The sequence below is a fragment of the Pseudomonas sp. 5C2 genome (assembly GCF_034314155.1).
Classification (GTDB): domain Bacteria; phylum Pseudomonadota; class Gammaproteobacteria; order Pseudomonadales; family Pseudomonadaceae; genus Aquipseudomonas.
In genome coordinates this window covers 1-17065 of the sequence record NZ_JAVIWH010000001.1, presented here as the reverse complement: position 1 = coordinate 17065, position 17065 = coordinate 1, and the positions used below count along the sequence as shown (strand labels likewise).

The 17065-nt window shown below is 57.4% G+C and carries 9 protein-coding genes and 1 pseudogene; 3 read left to right on the top strand and 7 right to left on the bottom strand.

The window, feature by feature from the left end; translation table 11 throughout:
- Positions 1-262: 262 nt before the first annotated feature.
- Together RGU44_RS00050 and RGU44_RS00045 are read left to right on the top strand one after the other, a co-directional pair.
- Positions 263-745, top strand: a complete 483-nt coding sequence (locus RGU44_RS00050; protein WP_322178117.1) for an OsmC family protein — start codon at positions 263-265, stop codon at positions 743-745.
- A 353-nt stretch (positions 746-1098) separates the two neighbouring features.
- A complete protein-coding gene (locus tag RGU44_RS00045; protein ID WP_322215181.1) occupies positions 1099-1794 on the top strand; it encodes a tRNA (adenine(22)-N(1))-methyltransferase in 696 nt (231 codons plus the stop codon).
- 767 nt (positions 1795-2561) lie between these two features.
- Here RGU44_RS00045 and RGU44_RS00040 read toward each other — a convergent pair.
- The 7 genes and pseudogenes from RGU44_RS00040 to RGU44_RS00010 all read right to left on the bottom strand — a co-directional run bounded on the left by RGU44_RS00040 (position 2562) and on the right by RGU44_RS00010 (position 15630).
- On the bottom strand, positions 2562-3827 hold the full coding sequence (locus tag RGU44_RS00040; RefSeq protein WP_322178118.1) for an MFS transporter: 1266 nt from the start codon (positions 3825-3827) through the stop codon (positions 2562-2564).
- A gap of 33 nt (positions 3828-3860) precedes the next feature.
- Positions 3861-4931, bottom strand: coding sequence for a sugar phosphate isomerase/epimerase family protein (locus RGU44_RS00035; RefSeq protein ID WP_322215126.1), 1071 nt, complete (start codon positions 4929-4931; stop codon positions 3861-3863).
- A gap of 112 nt (positions 4932-5043) precedes the next feature.
- Positions 5044-6549, bottom strand: a complete 1506-nt coding sequence (locus RGU44_RS00030; RefSeq protein ID WP_322215125.1) for a PLP-dependent aminotransferase family protein — start codon at positions 6547-6549, stop codon at positions 5044-5046.
- 546 nt (positions 6550-7095) lie between these two features.
- Positions 7096-7254 (bottom strand): hypothetical protein, encoded by a 159-nt coding sequence (locus RGU44_RS00025; protein ID WP_322178121.1) that lies wholly within the window; start codon positions 7252-7254, stop codon positions 7096-7098.
- A gap of 64 nt (positions 7255-7318) precedes the next feature.
- A pseudogene (locus RGU44_RS00020) lies at positions 7319-7825 on the bottom strand (chromosome segregation protein SMC); the annotation flags it as partial.
- A gap of 888 nt (positions 7826-8713) precedes the next feature.
- On the bottom strand, positions 8714-9484 hold the full coding sequence (locus RGU44_RS00015; protein ID WP_322215123.1) for a hypothetical protein: 771 nt from the start codon (positions 9482-9484) through the stop codon (positions 8714-8716).
- A gap of 968 nt (positions 9485-10452) precedes the next feature.
- A complete protein-coding gene (locus RGU44_RS00010; RefSeq protein ID WP_322215122.1) occupies positions 10453-15630 on the bottom strand; it encodes a hypothetical protein in 5178 nt (1725 codons plus the stop codon).
- A 642-nt stretch (positions 15631-16272) separates the two neighbouring features.
- On the opposite strand from RGU44_RS00010, the gene RGU44_RS00005 reads away from it, so the two are divergent.
- A partial coding sequence (locus RGU44_RS00005; RefSeq protein ID WP_322215121.1) for a DUF262 domain-containing protein occupies positions 16273-17065 on the top strand: 793 nt, incomplete at its 3' end.

Below are 17065 nucleotides of genomic sequence, written 5' to 3'. Positions count from 1 at the left end.
TACAGGAGATGAGCCGAGACACTTTGACAAACGCGCGGCATGTCAACCACGTGGCGCGGTGCTGGCCGGGCTCGTCGCGGCGACTCTGCTGGTGGCGCTCTGGATTTGGTTTCACGGGTAACGCTGGAACTCAGGGTGCTGAGTTGCTAAATCCATGCGAAAGGCAGAAGTATCGAGCAAAGGCACGGGCAACGTTCAGCTTTCAATTCATAGGGCATGTACCGTAGCCTTTGGACGCAAAAACATGCTCAGGGAAGATCAAATGGCAGATAAAGTTCACCGCTACGATGTCCAGGTTGTCTGGACGGGGAATGAGGGTACAGGTACCTCCTCTTACCGTGGTTACAGTCGCTCGCATGTTATTCAGGCCAAGGGCAAACCCCCGATTAATGGCTCATCCGACCCCAGTTTTCGAGGTGATCCGACTCGCTGGAACCCGGAGGAACTTCTTCTCGCCTCCTTATCTGCGTGCCATAAACTGTGGTATCTGGGCCTTTGTGCCGAGGCCGGGATGGTGATCGTGACCTATGTGGATAATCCGCAGGGCACAATGGTCGAGCAAAGCGATGGCGCTGGCCAGTTCACCTCAGTGGTGTTGAGGCCCAAGGTGACCCTGGCTCCCGGAGCCGATATCGAGAAAGCCCTAGCTCTGCATCATGCCGCCCATGAAAAATGCTTCATTGCGCGCTCTGTTAACTTTCCGATCAGCCTCGCTCCCGAAATATCGATAGGCTTGAGTACCTAGTCGTTACCAGCCTGTAACGATACGTCTTCTTGTGATTAGGTTGATTTTCACCCATGCCGCAGTTCTATCGTTCGAGTTGCCTGCTGCACAGGTCTTCCTCTCAACCTTGATCGGCCCCGCATGGGTAGACGCTTTCGAGTGTTTGCTAGAGGCGCTTTCCGCCGGTCGCAACAGACAGGAGTCGACCAAAAGCCGCCCATGACCAGGGTTTGCTTTGGGCCGATACGCGAGCGGTAGGACGGGGCGAGCCATGGCCCTGGTCGCAGGCGTTTGAAATGCACGGCGTTACTCGACAGAATCTCGTCCCGATCCGGCCAAAGGTGCTGGACGTTCGTGGTGAAAAGGGGCTGCAGTTGAACGAACAAACATTGTCTATGCGCCTGGAGCGCGTGGCGGCGCATGTGCCAGCCGATGCGCGCCTGGCCGATATCGGCTCGGATCACGGCTACCTGCCGGTGGTGTTGATGCGCCGTGGAGCCATCGCAGCAGCGGTGGCCGGCGAGGTGGCGTCGACGCCGTTCCGCTCGGCCGAACGCACCGTGCGCGAGAACGGCCTGGACCAGCGGATCACCGTGCGCCTGGCCAATGGCCTGGCGGCGATCGAGCCGGGAGACGGGATCACGGCGATCAGCATTTGTGGCATGGGCGGCGAGACGATCCGTGACATCCTCGACAGCGGCAAGGCGCGCCTGAGCGGCCAGGAGCGCTTGATCCTGCAGCCCAACGGCGGCGAGCAGCCACTGCGCCAATGGCTGATGGAAAATGGCTACCGCATCCTCTGCGAGGAAGTGCTGCGGGAAAACCGTTTCGACTACGAAATCATCGTCGCCGAGCGCGCCGGGCCGGTGATATACACCGCCGAGGAGTTGTACTTCGGCCCGCTGCAGATGCAGGCACGCAGCCCGGCGTTCCTGGCCAAGTGGCGGCGCATGCTGCGCCATAAGCAGCAAACCCTGAACAACTTCGCCCAGGCGCGGCAGGCTGTGCCCGTGGAGAAGTCGCAGGACATCTCCCGGCAGGCCCGGTGGATCACCGAACTGCTGGCTTGAGCCCGGTCTAGGGTTTGTACGAAAAGTCGTCGAGCGGCAATCAGGCAAGGCGATTTTTCGTACAAAACATAAGGCAAAGCGAGGGCCAATATGAATCGCCCTCTAATTCGTAGACACCGCTGAATAACAGCTTTTGGCCGACTCTGTTGAAAAGCCGGCCTTAGTTTCCATGCCAAAAAAGTAATCGCCTGAGATTTAAATCCAGAGTTTTCGCAGAGGCATTCGGACTGCGATTTCACCTGGCGGCGTGTCAAAAGGCGCTTTCACCGATCAATTTTGCGGCAGTTTGAGAAAATCGACTTTCTCAACACAATCGGCCGTTTTCTGCCTGTCGCGAAGGACGGCAATCGACCCGTTTCTGCCTGTCGTAACCGGCAGAAGTCGGCCAAGGCTGTGTGAAAACGCATGCGCCGTTTTCAAGTCTGCATTGCTACGTAAAATCTGCCAGCGTCTAGTTGGTCAGCAGATCTGAAATTTGCGTAGGAACGCGATTTTCGTTGCGGTTCTGACTGTCAAACTCGCTCTAAAACGTTTTCACACAGCCTCGGCCGATAGCTGCCTGTCGCGAAACGCTGCAGTCTCAAGCCACCGATCAAGAGTGCCAACGGTCGCCCAATAAGCCGGTGCGTCGCCATAAGATGAAAAAGCGTTCCGTCGCGCTAACGCGTTATCCAGATTGTGCGCAAGCTTCGGTTCATTCCTGCGTTGTGGCCGGAGGAGGGATCGGCGTGGTAGACGATTCCTCCTCCTGGAGTCCTTGGCGATGATCAGGCTTGCGCCGCGCTCATCCCGCCAGTGGCCATGGATTTTTTGCGCACCGCTTGATAGAGCAGGCTGGACACCATGAAGCCCGCAACGGCCAGTATGCTCATCAGGCTGAAGACATAGTTGTAACCCTGTTGACCGGGGAAGTGATCGAGGATCGCGCCATAGATGACGTAGGCAAACATGCCGGGTGCATAGCCGATCAGGCAACCGATGCCGAAGGCCGAGCCGGTGATGTGTTGGGGAATGCCGACTTCACCCATGGGGGCCCAGAACACGCCGCGCATGGAGAACACGATCAGGGCGAAGGACAGGGTGGCGGCCATGCCCGCATAGATGAAGCCCGGGCTTTTCGGAATCAGCATGATCACGCCCATCAGCGGCAACAGCGCCAGGAATGCCCATTTCAGGTAGCGGCTGGTGCTCTTGAACTGCTTGTCGGCAATGAAACCGCCGGCAGGCCCGCCGAGGATCTTCAGGAAGTACTGGTTGATGATGCCGTAGGCGCCCACCAATGCCACGGGCAACCCGTACATTTCCTTGAGGTAGGGAATGAAATAGGTCAGGCCGCAGTAGACGATGTAGACCATGAACACGTTGAGGCTGACCAGCCAGATTCCCGGTACCTTGATCGCTTCCATCAGGTTCGCCAGACCATTCTTTGGCTTGGCCACCGACTGCGCGTTGCCGCCCTTGAGCAGGAACCAGGTCAGGGTGCCGGCCAGAATGTCGATGACCGAGTAGAACAGGATCGCCGACTTCAGGCCGGTTTCGCCCGAACCCATGGCGACGAAGACGCCCAGGGCGGAAAAGGCCACCAGTGTATCAACCACGCCACGCCCGCCTTCGAGCAGGCCGAACAACCGGCCTTGCTCCTGATCGTCACCCAGGTTGCGGATGGCTTTGAGCAGCGATGGCCAGAACAGGCAGTCGGCACAGACGGCCAACAGACAGAACACGATCAGCAAATTGCTGAAGGGCGGAAAGGTCGCCAGGTACAACCCCAGGCTACCGGTCCCGATCAGGCCGAGGGGGATTAGTTTGCGCGTGTCGTAGCGATCGGCGAGCAGGCCGCCAATCACAAACAGTGCAGTAGCGATGATCGCGTTGGCGCTCAGCAGCATACCGATTTCAGTGTGGCTCAAGCCCATCAATTCCTGCATGGGTACATAGAAGGCGTCCTTGAGGTTCGCCAGCTTGTAGATGGTGCCGCCACCGAGGATGAGGATCAGGAATCTGAGCCATTTGGCCTTGTTTTGAGTTGTCATTATTGTTCTCCGGGCGTAATCGGGTCGTCAGGTTCAGGCGTTGGAAGGGGTGGCAAGGGTCAGTTCGGCCAATGTGCGCAATTCGGCCAGCAGGCTACGGACATAGGCGACCTGGTTGTTCGCCCAGCGGTGTTCATCGGCCAGCATTCGCTCAAGCGAGTAGCCGTTCGGGAGCGGCGTTTCGCTCATCTCCCGGTAAGTAATGAAGGGATCGGCCGCCTCAAGGCTCTGGCGGAAAGCCGGGGCCACATAGTGGTTTTCCTGCTCGAGAATGAATGCGATCACCTGCGGGGTTGCTTCGCCCAGCATCAACAGCTCGAACAGCATGCGGGCGCTGGGCAGATCGTCCTCGTCGCTGCCCTGCAATACGCCGTAATGGCCGAAGCCGTTTTGTTCGGGGACGATGCGCACACCCTTGAGGTGAGTCTGGCGGATGTGTGGCGCCAGGTTACGCAGGGCCTGCAGGGGCGGTTCGCAGGCATTGATCATGTTGCCGAAGTCGAACAGAGCATGCAGGCGAGGGTGGTTGAGGCGGTTGAGCAGTTGCGCGATTTCGCCGCTCTTGAGTTCTTCATGCTGCTCGAAGTCAAAGTACAGATCGTGTGCGTCGGCCTGTTGTGCGAGGTAGTGCAGGTCAGTCTCGATCACGTCCATGACCCGCGACAGCGTGCCCTCGTAACGTGAGTAAACACGGATGTTGCGCACCCCCAGGGCCCTGGCGATGGCGATCACCTGGTCGACATCCTTTTTCAGCGTGCTGCTGATTTCCAGGTGCACATCCAGCCCCAGCGCTTTGGCCTTGGCGGCAAACGCCTGGAGCTGCGCGGGTGACATTTGGCTCAGGCTGTTTTTCTCGCCGTCGAGCAAGTGCAGGCTCAGGCCTTGCAGCTCGTGGCGATAGGCGAAGTCCAGCAGGTCGGCAGGGGTGACACGACCGTGGGTGAGGTTGGTCAGTAGCGGGTAGGCGTGGGCAAACAGGCGCAATTGCCCGAGACGCTCAAGCAACCGCTGGGCCAGTGCGTCCGTCAGCACGGGAGCAGCCCCGTGTTCGACCACCTTATGGCTCAGCAAGGCGTTGAATCGTTCCTGGATCTTATTGTTCATTAGAGTCGTTCCTGGTTCAGACACCGGGTCTACCGGCGCAGCCTTTATCGCGCCAGTCAGGAACTCTCGATAGATCCATTATCAGTTAATTGATAAGACCACTTGCCTCGCATCAAGTGGTCGGCGGCAGATAACCTAATGTGCGCAAGGCCCGGGCCAGCGCCTCGACACGCTCCCGGGCCTGGTTTTCAGGCGTGCCGGCAAAGCCGATCAACAGGGCCGGCGACAGGGCATGCTTGATGCGGTAGTCGCTCAAGGCGTAGGTGTGGATGTTGTGCTGGGCCAGTTGCCGGGCGATGTCAGTGTCACTGAGTTCGGGGGACAGCCAGGCGATCAGGTGCATGCCAGCATCCGTCGGAGTGATCCTGAAGAAGCTGCCAATCTGCTTTTCAAGCTGTTCGATCAATGCCTGCTGGCGCGCCTTGTACAGCGCACGCATGCGGCGGATGTGCCCCAGAAAATGGCCTTCGCACATGAAGTCCGTCGTTGTCGCCTGAAGCAGTGTGGGCGGACTGCGATCCATGACCGCGCGCAAGGTGCAAAAGGGTTCGACCAGGGCCTGCGGCAGAATCACGTAACCCAGTCTCAGTGACGGAAAGAGAACTTTGCTGAACGTTCCGACGTAGATCACCCGGGCCATCTGGTCCATGGCATACAACGCCGGGAGGAGGCGGCCACTGTAGCGAAACTCACTGTCGCAATCGTCCTCGATGATCCAGCTCTGATGTTGCGCAGCCCAGTCGATGAGTGCCTGGCGCCGCGCATAACTCAGCGTGACACCCAAAGGATGCTGGCGCGAAGGCGTACAAAACACCAAACGGGCATCAGGGCACTCGGTCAGGCCTTGCTGGACATCGATCCCCTGTTCATCGATACGCAACGGAATCACCTGAGCCCCCTGGGCTTGCAGCGCAATGCGCGCGGCGATGTGCCCCGGGTCCTCCATCCAGACACTGTCCTGCGGATTGAGCAGCAGCATGCCCAGCAGGTTGAACGCTTGCTGCGCGCCGGAAACGATCACCACTTGCCCGGCACTGCAGTCGATGCCACGCGCATCGAAGACGTATTCGGCAATCGCTGTGCGAAACGCGTGCAAGCCTTGTAACTCGCCATAACCCAGAATGGCCTTGGTTGGCTTGAGCAGATGACGGTTCATCAGGCGCCGCCAGATCGCCTGCGGGAATGCATCATAGGTGCTGTGGCTGGGCAGGAAGGAGGTCGGGGTCGCGGGGTCCCAGTCGGCATAGGACACCCCACGAAAATGATCGCTGCGCAGCGACAGCATCGACTGGCTCAGGTCGGACAGGCGTGGTGGCTGGCGCTGTTGCTCGTCCTCGATACCCCGGCTTTCCCACTCAGTGCCGACATACGTACCGGCGCCAGTGCGCGAGGCCAGGAAACCTTCGGCAATCAGTTGATCGAAAGCATTGAGAATGGTGATCCGCGACAACCCCAACTCGTTGCTTAAGGTCCGGGTCGACGGCAGGCGCACGCCCCCCTGGATTCTGCCGTTGAGTATCTGTTTGCGAATCTGCAGATACAGTTGGCGGTACAGGGGAATGGCACTGGCACGGTCCAGCTTGATAGCCGACAGCAGCAAACCTGCGGGGAATTTCATGACATGCTCGTCTGGGTGAAATGGGATTTGATCTGGAAACCGTCAGGCGACGGGGAGGTAAGGGTATCGAGCGATATCCGATAAGTCATCCGTCTGGCGTTGATGTCCGGCGCAATCCGGTCCCTAGATACCACTGAACAGGCCGATGATCACGGCATTGACCAGGTCGATGAAAAAGCCAGTGTTGTAATGCGTCTTGAAAACGGCGCAGTTCTCACCTCAAAGAAACGATAAAGCCCTGTAAAATCATGGGTCTGTCGTATAAGGATGGCGGAGGCGATGTCTGACTGACAGGTTCTTTCAAAGTCCCAAAAAGGGCAGATTCACGTCACCTCATAAGCGTCCGCTTCTGGCCCTGAGTGTGTAAAAACGCAGCCACTGTTTTGAAGTCTGCGTCGCTACGTAAAATCTGCCAGTGATTGGTTGATCAGTGGATCTGAAATTTGCGTAGGAACGCGATTTCGGCTCCGATTCGGACATTCAAACCGGCTCTAAAACGTTTTTACACAGCCTCGGCCGATTGCTGCCGGTCATGAATGACCGGAATCAACCCATTTCTGCCTTGATCGTAGTGATTGTGAGCTTCTGCATCGCTGTGCTTTTTCCGATGTTGGTATCCACGATCTTGAGTAGGGCGGTCAGGTGGGCTTTTCTCGCTCTAAGCGTTTCGGATATGGATGAGCTGTTTTGTGTCGCAGCGTTCATGGCTTCGATCCTTGGAGTGATTTAAACAGCCCGCGAAAGCAGGCTGTTTCAGGGTAAACGGCTGTTACATCGCGAGCAGATCGCGCGTGCGATGCTGGCTGCCACGGTCTGCCAGGTCGCGCCACCTCCAACTGCCCGAGTTTTCACCCTGCTCAGGGATGTCGAGCTTGAACAAGGACACTGGGTCGCGGCCAATCAGGTTGGCTGCAGCGTAAAGCTTACCTCCCACATCAAGCAGCGCTTGGGCGGCTTCATTCCACGTTTCCTCCAGGGCGTCGTGGGCCAGTCGCAAGGCGGTGATGATCAGTAGCTGGCGGCGATGTTGTTCGGTCGCGGTAGTGAGGTTTTTCGCCGCTTTCTGAGCGTCTGTGCTGGCTGCTTTTTCGCCTTCGACGTCGCCCCAGGCCACGGCCCGTGCGTAAGCGGTAGCCGCCTGGGTCTCAGCCTGCCGTGCGCTGGCCATATCTTCCTGCGTTTGCTGGCGAATTTCCTCCAGGCGAGTGCTCAGGCTGTACCGTTTAGCGTTGAGTTCCAATTCATCCGCCATCCAGTTAGCCATGTCGGCAATGTAGACCAGCCATGCAGCTTGCCGGGCTTACAGAAGGGAGATAGGAACGTGGTGATGCCGGTCGTCACTACGAAATTTGCTGGTCGATGGCGACGCAGCAGGCCACATGCGATGTGATTACGAATCACGATAAGAGATTTCACTCCGTCTTCGGCTCGGCGATGTTGTCCGGTGAACTCGGTGTGGTGGTAGAGCCGGATTGCCCAGGACGGGTCGGCACGACCTTACAGCGGTGTTGAATTCATTCTTTTGTCAGCGCTTCGGTCGGACGCGACCCCGGCTAGATCGCAGACAAGTCAGCTCCTACGCCCTCCGGGCAGAATCGGCTCCCAGTTTGCTGCGCGACAGCGCGGCGACGAAGGTGGGGCGGGATCTCCTACCGCCTGGCGGCCAGAAGCGGATTTGTAGTGCGACACATACTGCTCTGTGGGGAATGGTTGCGGCGCGTTGTGTCTGGCAGACCTCATTGCCTGATTCGCAGGCACGTCTGCGCCCGCAGATTTGCGAAAATTCGCTTTCTATATTTCAGATAAAAGAAGAGTTTCAGGCACAAAAAAACCGGCTCAAATGGCCGGTTTCTTTGGATCTGTGAGTCGGTAGAAACTCACAATGTGTAGCTATTTGGTGCCCGAGGGAGACTGTAGTCTTCCAGTAAAATCAAGGCCTCCAGAGAGGTTTGCTATTTCGGGATACATGTAGGGATACATGATCTCTTTTGCTGGGCCTAGTATGAATAGTCCATAGGGTGCCGTGCAAACCCTTCGCTAGACCAGACGTCGTTTGAACTGAGCTCTACAGCCCTTGTTTTATAAGGGGTTTGCTGGTGGTGTTTCGGTTAGGCATGCACGTGGGCATACAAGCCTGGTCGTCCTGTACTGCCGGAGGCCACCGTTAGCCACCAGCCTCGGGTGATGTTTTGCTATCTTTTTTGGGTTTTGGTTTCAACACCGTCTGTCGCATCACGCGGTTTGAGGCGTTGTCGACTTTGTAGACAGTGTCGTTAACAAGAATGAATGTGGATTTTGTATCTGCGACGATCAAGTGACCGGTAAGGGTTTCTTTATGGTCCGTCACAATGCTGTGTTCCTTTGACAATCCGTAGCTGGCCTTCGTACCTGTGTACTCTTCAAAATTTCGGTTTGCCCTGTCGATGGCATTTCCCACAGCAAGCGTTGGTGCGATGAAGATCAGAAGAAGAGCCATTCCGACCCACACACTTCTCTGAATGATATCTCCAACCTTCCTTGCTCCATGCATTGCAAAGAACAGAAATGTGGCAACTGCTCCAATGGCTACGAATACCACCGCCGGGATAAAAGCACCGAGCACAGGCACTCGATCAACGGTGCTCATTAGTTCGGAAAAAGTGTAGCTGTACCCGTAGACCAAAAGCGTCGGTGTGCCCAGGTCCAGCTCGCTCGTTTGTATACCGAATTGCTCGTAATACGCTGCAAGCTCTAGGTAGCCCCAGATGATCAATGCCGCTTGCAGGGCTAAGGCGAAGAAGGTCGCGAATTTGAAGGTTAGGTCTGTATCTATTGTCTTTGCTTGGCTCCCTGCATCGCTGACCTGGTTCTGTGCCTTCGGGTCGGATATCGGCGAGCTGATGGTGAGCGGGGTGATGATCTCGACGCGAACCGTTTTGTCTCGTTTCCAAAACATGTCTCTTCCTTGATGCCTAGAGGGAGAGCGGAAGATATCGAAGGTATGAGCCATAAAGCCAGATCGGTCGCCGGGGACCCTGAGGATGTAGCTTCGACACGGGGTCGGAAACCCGCGACATCTTGGTAGCGGCAGCCGTACCAGCTTACTGAAATTTCAACGTTGAAATTGAAAGGATCTTGAAGCGAAAGGGGCATCGTTACCGGAACGGTAACGGTCCCCGATGGTGTTGATGATAGTGAACGGTTGACCCAGTCAACTCGGTCAACGAGTCAACTAACTTTGAAAACCAACCACTAACGAGATCCTGCGGGTTCTCTGCCCCGTAGCCCTCCGCAATGCCCAGGGTCCCCAGCGGACTACCAAGCCATAGGGCAAATGCACAGGTGAACAAGCAGTTCACCCGGTTCACCTGTTCACTAAGCTGCTCACCTTTCCGCTACCAAGATCCGGCGGGTTTCCGACCCCGTACCAGCAGAATATCCCCAGGGTCCCACGCGATGTCGGCGCCCTGTCGCTGTCTGTCCCCCTGTTCGTTATTGGCAAACAACACCTCCCAAGCGTCCTAGCGTTTGACGCTCCAGCGTTCGAACTCTGCATTAGTCGATACCAACCCAGAGAAGCTTTCGCTGGCGGCGCTATCGTCAATGGGGGGCGGGGGCCTGAAAAGACGTGTTACAGGTGTTTCAGGTGTTGCGCATGATCATAACTATATGAATTTATTGTATTTTATTGGTGTTACACACCGTTTGTCTTTCGCGTCCATTGGGTGTTACATCCCAAATAGGTGTTACAGCAGCGTATACAAAAATTGGTATTCCACAGGTCGAAATCGGCCAATACGGACTGTCGTCCCCGCTAAAAAGCCCGTTCTTTTTGAAGCCTTTTTTTGGTAGTTGTCCGGCTTTTTCAGCAACTCGGGTTGCTTGAGAGCGCGGTTGCTAGTCATCTATAGTTAGTAGGTTTTCTTACCTATGCGCCCCATCCGCCACTTCAACCTTCAGTTCGAGCTCATGGGCCTCGGCAACGCCAACACCGACTAACCGCCCGAGCGCGCGGTCGATACGGGCGCGCAAAGGATGCGCGGGTGCGAGCAACTCCGGCTCCTGGATGATCGCCGCCTCCAGCCATTGGACTACCTTCCGTCCGATGCCCATGTCGATCCACAGTCCGGGCGCGCGTGTGCGACCAAACCAAGCCTCGGTCGCTTCGAGCAGGAAGTCGAGGTGACGCGCGCGCGTCGCAACCAGGAGCAGGTTCATCGTGCACAGCGCCACGAAGGCCGTCGGGCCGCCTGGCAGCAGCGGTCTCATCGCTGGAAGGAGCGGGTCGAGGCGGTCGAACAATACGGGTGGCAGATAGCTCTGCGTCCCGTTGAACGAGTTGTAAGTGTTCAACATTATCTTTGCGACGATCCCACCGCTCTGCATGTCGATGCGTGAACTGGCCGGATCATCGGCATATCGCCACCTGTGCAGTGCCATTACGCGTTGCGTCAAGCGGGCACGCAAATCGGCAGGCCGTGCGGCCGGACGCTGCGGATCATTGAAATAAAGCGCGTCGGCCGAGTGGATGACAGTCTGCGCGACCTCGCCGAATGGCTCGTCCGGCAGATCTGTCACGAGTTTCAGATCAGCTTCGAACGACGCATCGGTGGCGTCGAGCAGCCGCTCAGCGAACAGCGCGTAGTAGTGTGTATTCCAGTCGTCTGGATCGTGATCGATCTCGATATCTACGGGCAGACCTAGCCCGTTCATCCGCGCGGTCCAGTCGACATAAGCCTCGACCACCTCCTGCCTCCAATCGGTTGATCCCTTGGGCGCAGCTTGGACCATCGCCAGCCATAGCGCTGCCGCCTTGCTGTTGGCGTGGATTATCGACGATGGCTCGGCGATCACTGACTTGATCGTCTCTTCTTTCCCGAGCTCTGCCGACGTGACGAGTCCAGGAACTTGGAGGCGCGAACCGCGGCTCAGAAGCGGGCGTTCATCGGGCCAAGCCGGCCATGCAGGTTCGGCCTCGCCATTCAGCCAGGCAATCTCGGCCGCGACTGCGGTAGCGACCGCCGCGGTCCGCTTAGCGCCGAAGCGCGCATGCTCTGCCTCGTCCTCCTCATCGTAGCTCTTCCAGCGCCAAATCATGCTTGCGAACGCAGCGCGCATTGCTGCCTTGAAGAGCTTGGGCTCGATTTTTTGGATCCGCGCGAGTCCGGCTGAGAATGCCGGAGCCGCGCTTTGATCCCCGCGCGTCGCGAGCCGGATCAGCTCGTTCCGGTCCGTCTCACTCCCATTCCGGGCCCAGAGATGGATCAGAGTAAGGATGGCAATCGCCGGCCGATTGAAGCGCAGCGTAGCCTCTGATCCGATACCGCGATCGGAATGTTCCTCGAGCGCGATGGCGACGACCTGACGGACCCACGCCTCCTCGGTGGCAAGCAGGCCGTCGTCACCGTCGCGAGCCACCAGCAAGGCCGTCGTGATCAAGCGGGTTGAGCGCGACTTGAGGGCATCGGTATCGCTATCGTCGGGAAGGCCGCCGCCCGCATAAGCGACCGCATCGCGCGCCGTCGCGGCGGTGGCGTATTCGCCTCCGCCAGAGATCGCCAAATCGATGCACGATTCAATCTCGGTCGAACGCATGAATGCGACCCGCTGCTTCTCCATTGCTTCGAGATGCGCAGCCTCGTCCGCTGGCGGTCGATATCCTAGTTTTTTGCCCCCGATGTCGATCCAGTTCGATCGCTGGAGCATATTGTTGGCAACCCGTGCGACGAACCGCGCGTCACTCCAGTTCGAATAGGATTGAACGGGCTCGAGGCTCGCGACCGCGGCACCTAGCTGCTCGCGCAGGCGATTCGCCACGGGATCGTCTCCCAGATAAAAGTGCACCACGTCGAATAAGGTCACGCGTCGAGACTGGCGGTCCTTCAAGTCGGCGAGCCTGACCTTGTTGTTTGGCTCCTTCCCGATAGCGAACTGATCAATCCCCGATCCAAGCTGGTCATGATCCCGACGCATGCGGTCGGTTGCCAGCAGCTCGGGATCCGCGATCAACGGCGCCAGCGCATCGCGCGCTACGTCGAAATGCGAAAGCAGCGCATCGGCCGCAACTAGGAGGTACGCCGCACAGCTGCCCTCGGGGCCGAGGATATCGGCTAGAACTTCATCGGCCGGGGCGCCATCATCGAGCCTTTGCTGGCTCCAGGCTTCCAGCGCCTTGAGCCCGGAGGCCGCCGAATAATCGCGGCATTGATCCCGCGACCAGAGATAGCTGTCGGTCCGGGGAAAAAAGCGTGGACCATCGCCGAAATCGACGGTGAAGCCTGGATCTACCGACGCGCGCGCGTCGGTGCTGAATGCAATCGCTTCCGCGACCAGTGTCCGGATCAGCTTTAACCCTTCGGCGGGCGCGGCGTCCAACAGATCGAGGAATGGGGGCTGCGCTGGCGAGGCCGGCAAGTAATTGCTGTCGGCGAAAGTGAAGGCCTGCTCCATTATGCGGTCACGGCGGCCGCGCCGATCCCGTGTCTGGAGGAGGCTCGCTAACACGAGTTCCGCCAGTTCGGCGGGCGCAACCGGCGCAATCACTCTCGAAAACTGCCGGATCGCATCGACCTTGTAGCTGTCCCGCTCGCTGCCGACCTCCCTGAGATAGGCCTTCAGCTCATCAGGCGCGAATTTGCCGAGCAACAGAGCCATCAGGCGAAGTTGCTCGATCATGCTGCTTCGCCCGTCGCTCGTTGTCCGCCCAAGGTACCGCTCCTCCGGGATCGTCACCGCGGCGTCGCGGACATCGATTTGTCGTAGCCAGCCAAACAGCATGACAGCAGTTTGGTGGGCGAACAGCTGAAGATGGTTGAGGAGATAGAGCTGTATTTTGACCAGTTCGACCACCGCGCCGATCGCCGATATCGAGATCTCGGCCACATGTGCCAGTACCCAGCGCAGCACCACGATGGCGGAGCCGGTGACATCAGTCCGATAGGAACGCGGCATATCGATCCTGGTACCGTCCGGCATCCTCATCAGGTCGGAAGTCGCCACGGTCTCGACCGCGGCAATCGTCGTGCACAATTCGACGAGGAGGGCCGCCCCGTCCGCAAGCAATCCGGCGCTGCACTTTTCGAGCAGTTCGTATCCGGCCTCCGAACGCGACAAGGCAAGGATCGCCTGACGCCGCCAGGACCCATGTGCCTCGGGGACCGAGAGCTGCCCGAGCAGCTGGATCCACCCGCTGTAATCTGCACCCGACTCGAGCGCGAGGCGGGCGGCGAACTCGATACCGCGGGCAACGCGCGGTGAGACCGGCACGGTCATGTCCAGAGCAGCCAAATGCTGGGGGTGCTCGGCGATACAACTGCCTATTGCCCAGTCGCGCAACACGTCGTGATAGAAGTCGAGCCGGTCGCGTCGCACCTCCCTGAGCGTCATCGCCCCGATCAAATGCGAACGCGCCGCCGAATCTTCGGCAATTTCAAGCCCTCCTTCGCCCCTCAGGGCGCTTGCGGCGAGCGCGGCCATCAACCGCTGCGCGGCGCGAACGTCGTTTGCAGGCGCGCCGTCCGCACTCTTCCACCAGAAACCGGCCATCGCAGCTTCGGTCCGGATCCCGGTAGCGCGAGGCACCTTCAGCAGCCGGGACAGCCGGTATAGATTTCGGGCAAGTCCGGCGGCGGGATGCTTCGGGTCCAGCAGCGATCGGAGATCCGGCTCTTGATCGACCAGGGTCGCGACTTCATCCTCCGACAGGGGCCCGACCTGTATCGGGTACGCGCCACCCATTGCGGCAACGATCTGATCGTCGAGCCAGAGTTCGACATCGACATTGCCGGCCGTGCGCGTGGTGGCGATCACCTTGAAGTCCGGGATCGCGCTCGCTGCCCTCATGAGCTCGGCGATAGTGCGCTGGCGCCCAACATCGTCGAACATGTCCATGCCGTCGATGAAGAGCATCGCGCCGCCGCTTGCGGCCAGATCGGTCAGGAATTCGACCGCCGACCCCGGGATGCCGAGAGCGTTTGAAAACGGCAGCCAACCGCCCGGAGGCGTTGCATCCCGGTCGAGGACGATGATCGGTGCCTGGCGCGCAACACGCTCGGCTAGATGGCGAAGGACCCAGGATTTGCCGACGCCGGGATCGCCGCGGACCTCGACGAAACGATGCGCTTCGGACGCATCGTCGACCGCAGCGACAGCTTCCAGCCGCGGCAAGGTTACGCCTGCCACGCTCGTGCCGATATGGGCAAGCGTATTCTGCGCGAGCTCGGCAAGTCTTACGCGTGCCGGACCATATTCGCGGCCGCCAGCAAGCCGGAACCCCGCCTCGGCGAGATTCGCCCCGAGAGCCGTCCGGTCGATTTCACCGCCGGTAGTCCCAGTCTTTATTGACAAGTCGACCAGCCGGCTCCATAGCGCCCCGGCACGGCCGACGTCCTCGTCGGCTAGCGCCGTCCGTGCGAGCGCATGCCCATAGGTTCGGGTGATCGGTGACGTCGCTTCGAAGTCGAATTCGAGGATGAGCATCCGCCGCAACAGCCGCCAGATCGCATCGTCGTCATCGGCGACACCGCCCGCGACGAGGTGCATTCGCGTCGTCGCGACGAAATCGCGCATATCCTTGCTTGCGATGCCCCTGGCGTCCAGCCGAGTGAAGAACGCCGCGGCGCTCTCCATTGTCCGCGCCCATTTGAGCACATCCTGATAAGCGCCGGAAATCTTGCGGCTGGTCCGCTGCGTCGCGATGCCGAGAAGGTGTCGATCCGCCGGAACGGAACCCACTATGCTCCGCGCGATCTGGGAGGCGACGTCCTGATAGACGCTGTCCCCCGGCGAGAATGTGATATCCCGCTTCGACTGAATTTCGAGGATGGCGTCGCCGGCCGGCCCCGCGCCAGAAGCGATCAGGTCATCCAGCTTAAACCCGTGCTCGGTGCCTTGAAATCGGACGCTGACGACCCGGGCGTCTGGCATACCCGGCGCTCGATTGCCCGTCAGCAGGGCGAGCAGATAGAGAGCACCAAGTTCGCCTTCGATATAAGCGCCGGCCGGCCCTCGCGAGGCCGGGCTTGAACCGCACTCCATTTCTGGTCTGAGCTCCACTTCCATCATCGATACGTCGGGCGAATGGTCGCCTTCGTTATCTGGCAAGCATACCCTATGTTCAAACTCACCTGAATGGACGTCAGCTTCTGGGATTATCAAGAACGTCTGCGAACGGCTGGAGTGGGCGCGAAGCCGAATGTTGGCTTTCAGGCGACTACCCAATGACGGCTCCCCACTCAAAGCATCATTCATGAAGGGCTGACATCGGCCGACTTTATTGAAAAAGTCAGCCACGGTTTCCGCTGCAGAAAAGTTCGCGTCTGAGATTGATATCCTGAATCCTCGCAGAGGTTTTCGGACTGAGATTTCACGTAGCTGCGTGCTAAATAGGCGCTTTCACCGATCAATTTTTCGGCAGTTTGAGACAACCGACTTTTTCAACACAATCGGCCAAAAACGGACTGTCAGCGCGTGAGACTCGACAAAAAATTAGATTCCGCATCTCCAAAGCATCATCCAAGCCAAGGCAATAACCTGATTAAACAACCAGCATGGACGGATAATCAGTACTCTCTTAGGCAACTGCGTAGTAGCGTTGCCCCTCCATTAGCATAGGTTGAGCGGCTTGCATTGGAGCAGAGGAAAGAAATTTTTATAGCGGTTGGCCACTACACGCTTAGTGTAATATGTTCGTAGGGGTTCAGCTTTGATAGATAAAGCCTATATATGCTAGCGGAAGCGATATTTATGTTAAAAGACCAGTTAGAAGCCATACAGCAAAAAGCTAAAGAGCGGACTGTTAAAACGCAGACTGTAGAGTACGATTTGGAAACGCTTGTCAAAAAAATAAAAAGAGAGGTGATTAGGCTTAATCCGGATTATCAACGAAATCATCGGTGGCCTGACTCTTTCTCTTCAAAGCTTATTGAAAGTCTGATATTGAATATACCAATTCCTATAGTTTATATATCAATGGATATTGACGTTGATGATGAAGCTGAAGATGAGTTGGCAAGGTACTCGGTCATAGATGGGCAGCAAAGGTTGACTGCCATATATAATTTTTTTAGTGGAAGTTACGCACTTCAGTCGTTAGAAGTTCTGTCTGAACTAAATGGTTCTTACTACAAAGATTTGCCCCCATTTCTGATAAGGAGGCTGGAGGAAAGAACAATACGTTGCTTGCGAATTGACTCCACTGTAGATACTCAAGTTAAATTTGATATTTTTGAAAGATTGAATAGCGGATCGGTAAAGCTTGAAGCGCAAGAGCTAAGAAATGCGACATGCAGAGGTCCATTTAAAGATCTTATTAAAGAGCTTGCGAAAAATCCAATATTTGCTGAAGTGGCAAATTTAGATCCGGATTCTACTCGCATTAAAAAAATGGAAGATGAAGAGCTGGTTCTCAGGTTTTTTGCAATAAGCCATAGTAACGGGTATTTAGAATACAAGGGGCAATTTAAGAAGTTCTTAACTAATAAGATGGTAGAGTTTAATAAGTATGACGCTGTTATGTTGAAGGAAATGAAGGAAAACT

Bases quoted from the DNA above. Each gene is read 5' to 3' on its own strand.
- RGU44_RS00025 (WP_322178121.1), bottom strand. From the start codon at position 7,254: ATGAACGCTGCGACACAAAACAGCTCATCCATATCCGAAACGCTTAGA.
- RGU44_RS00030 (WP_322215125.1), bottom strand. From the start codon at position 6,549: ATGAAATTCCCCGCAGGTTTGCTGCTGTCGGCTATCAAGCTGGACCGT.
- RGU44_RS00040 (WP_322178118.1), bottom strand. From the start codon at position 3,827: ATGACAACTCAAAACAAGGCCAAATGGCTCAGATTCCTGATCCTCATC.
- RGU44_RS00035 (WP_322215126.1), bottom strand. From the start codon at position 4,931: ATGAACAATAAGATCCAGGAACGATTCAACGCCTTGCTGAGCCATAAG.
- RGU44_RS00050 (WP_322178117.1), top strand. From the start codon at position 263: ATGGCAGATAAAGTTCACCGCTACGATGTCCAGGTTGTCTGGACGGGG.
- RGU44_RS00015 (WP_322215123.1), bottom strand. From the start codon at position 9,484: ATGTTTTGGAAACGAGACAAAACGGTTCGCGTCGAGATCATCACCCCG.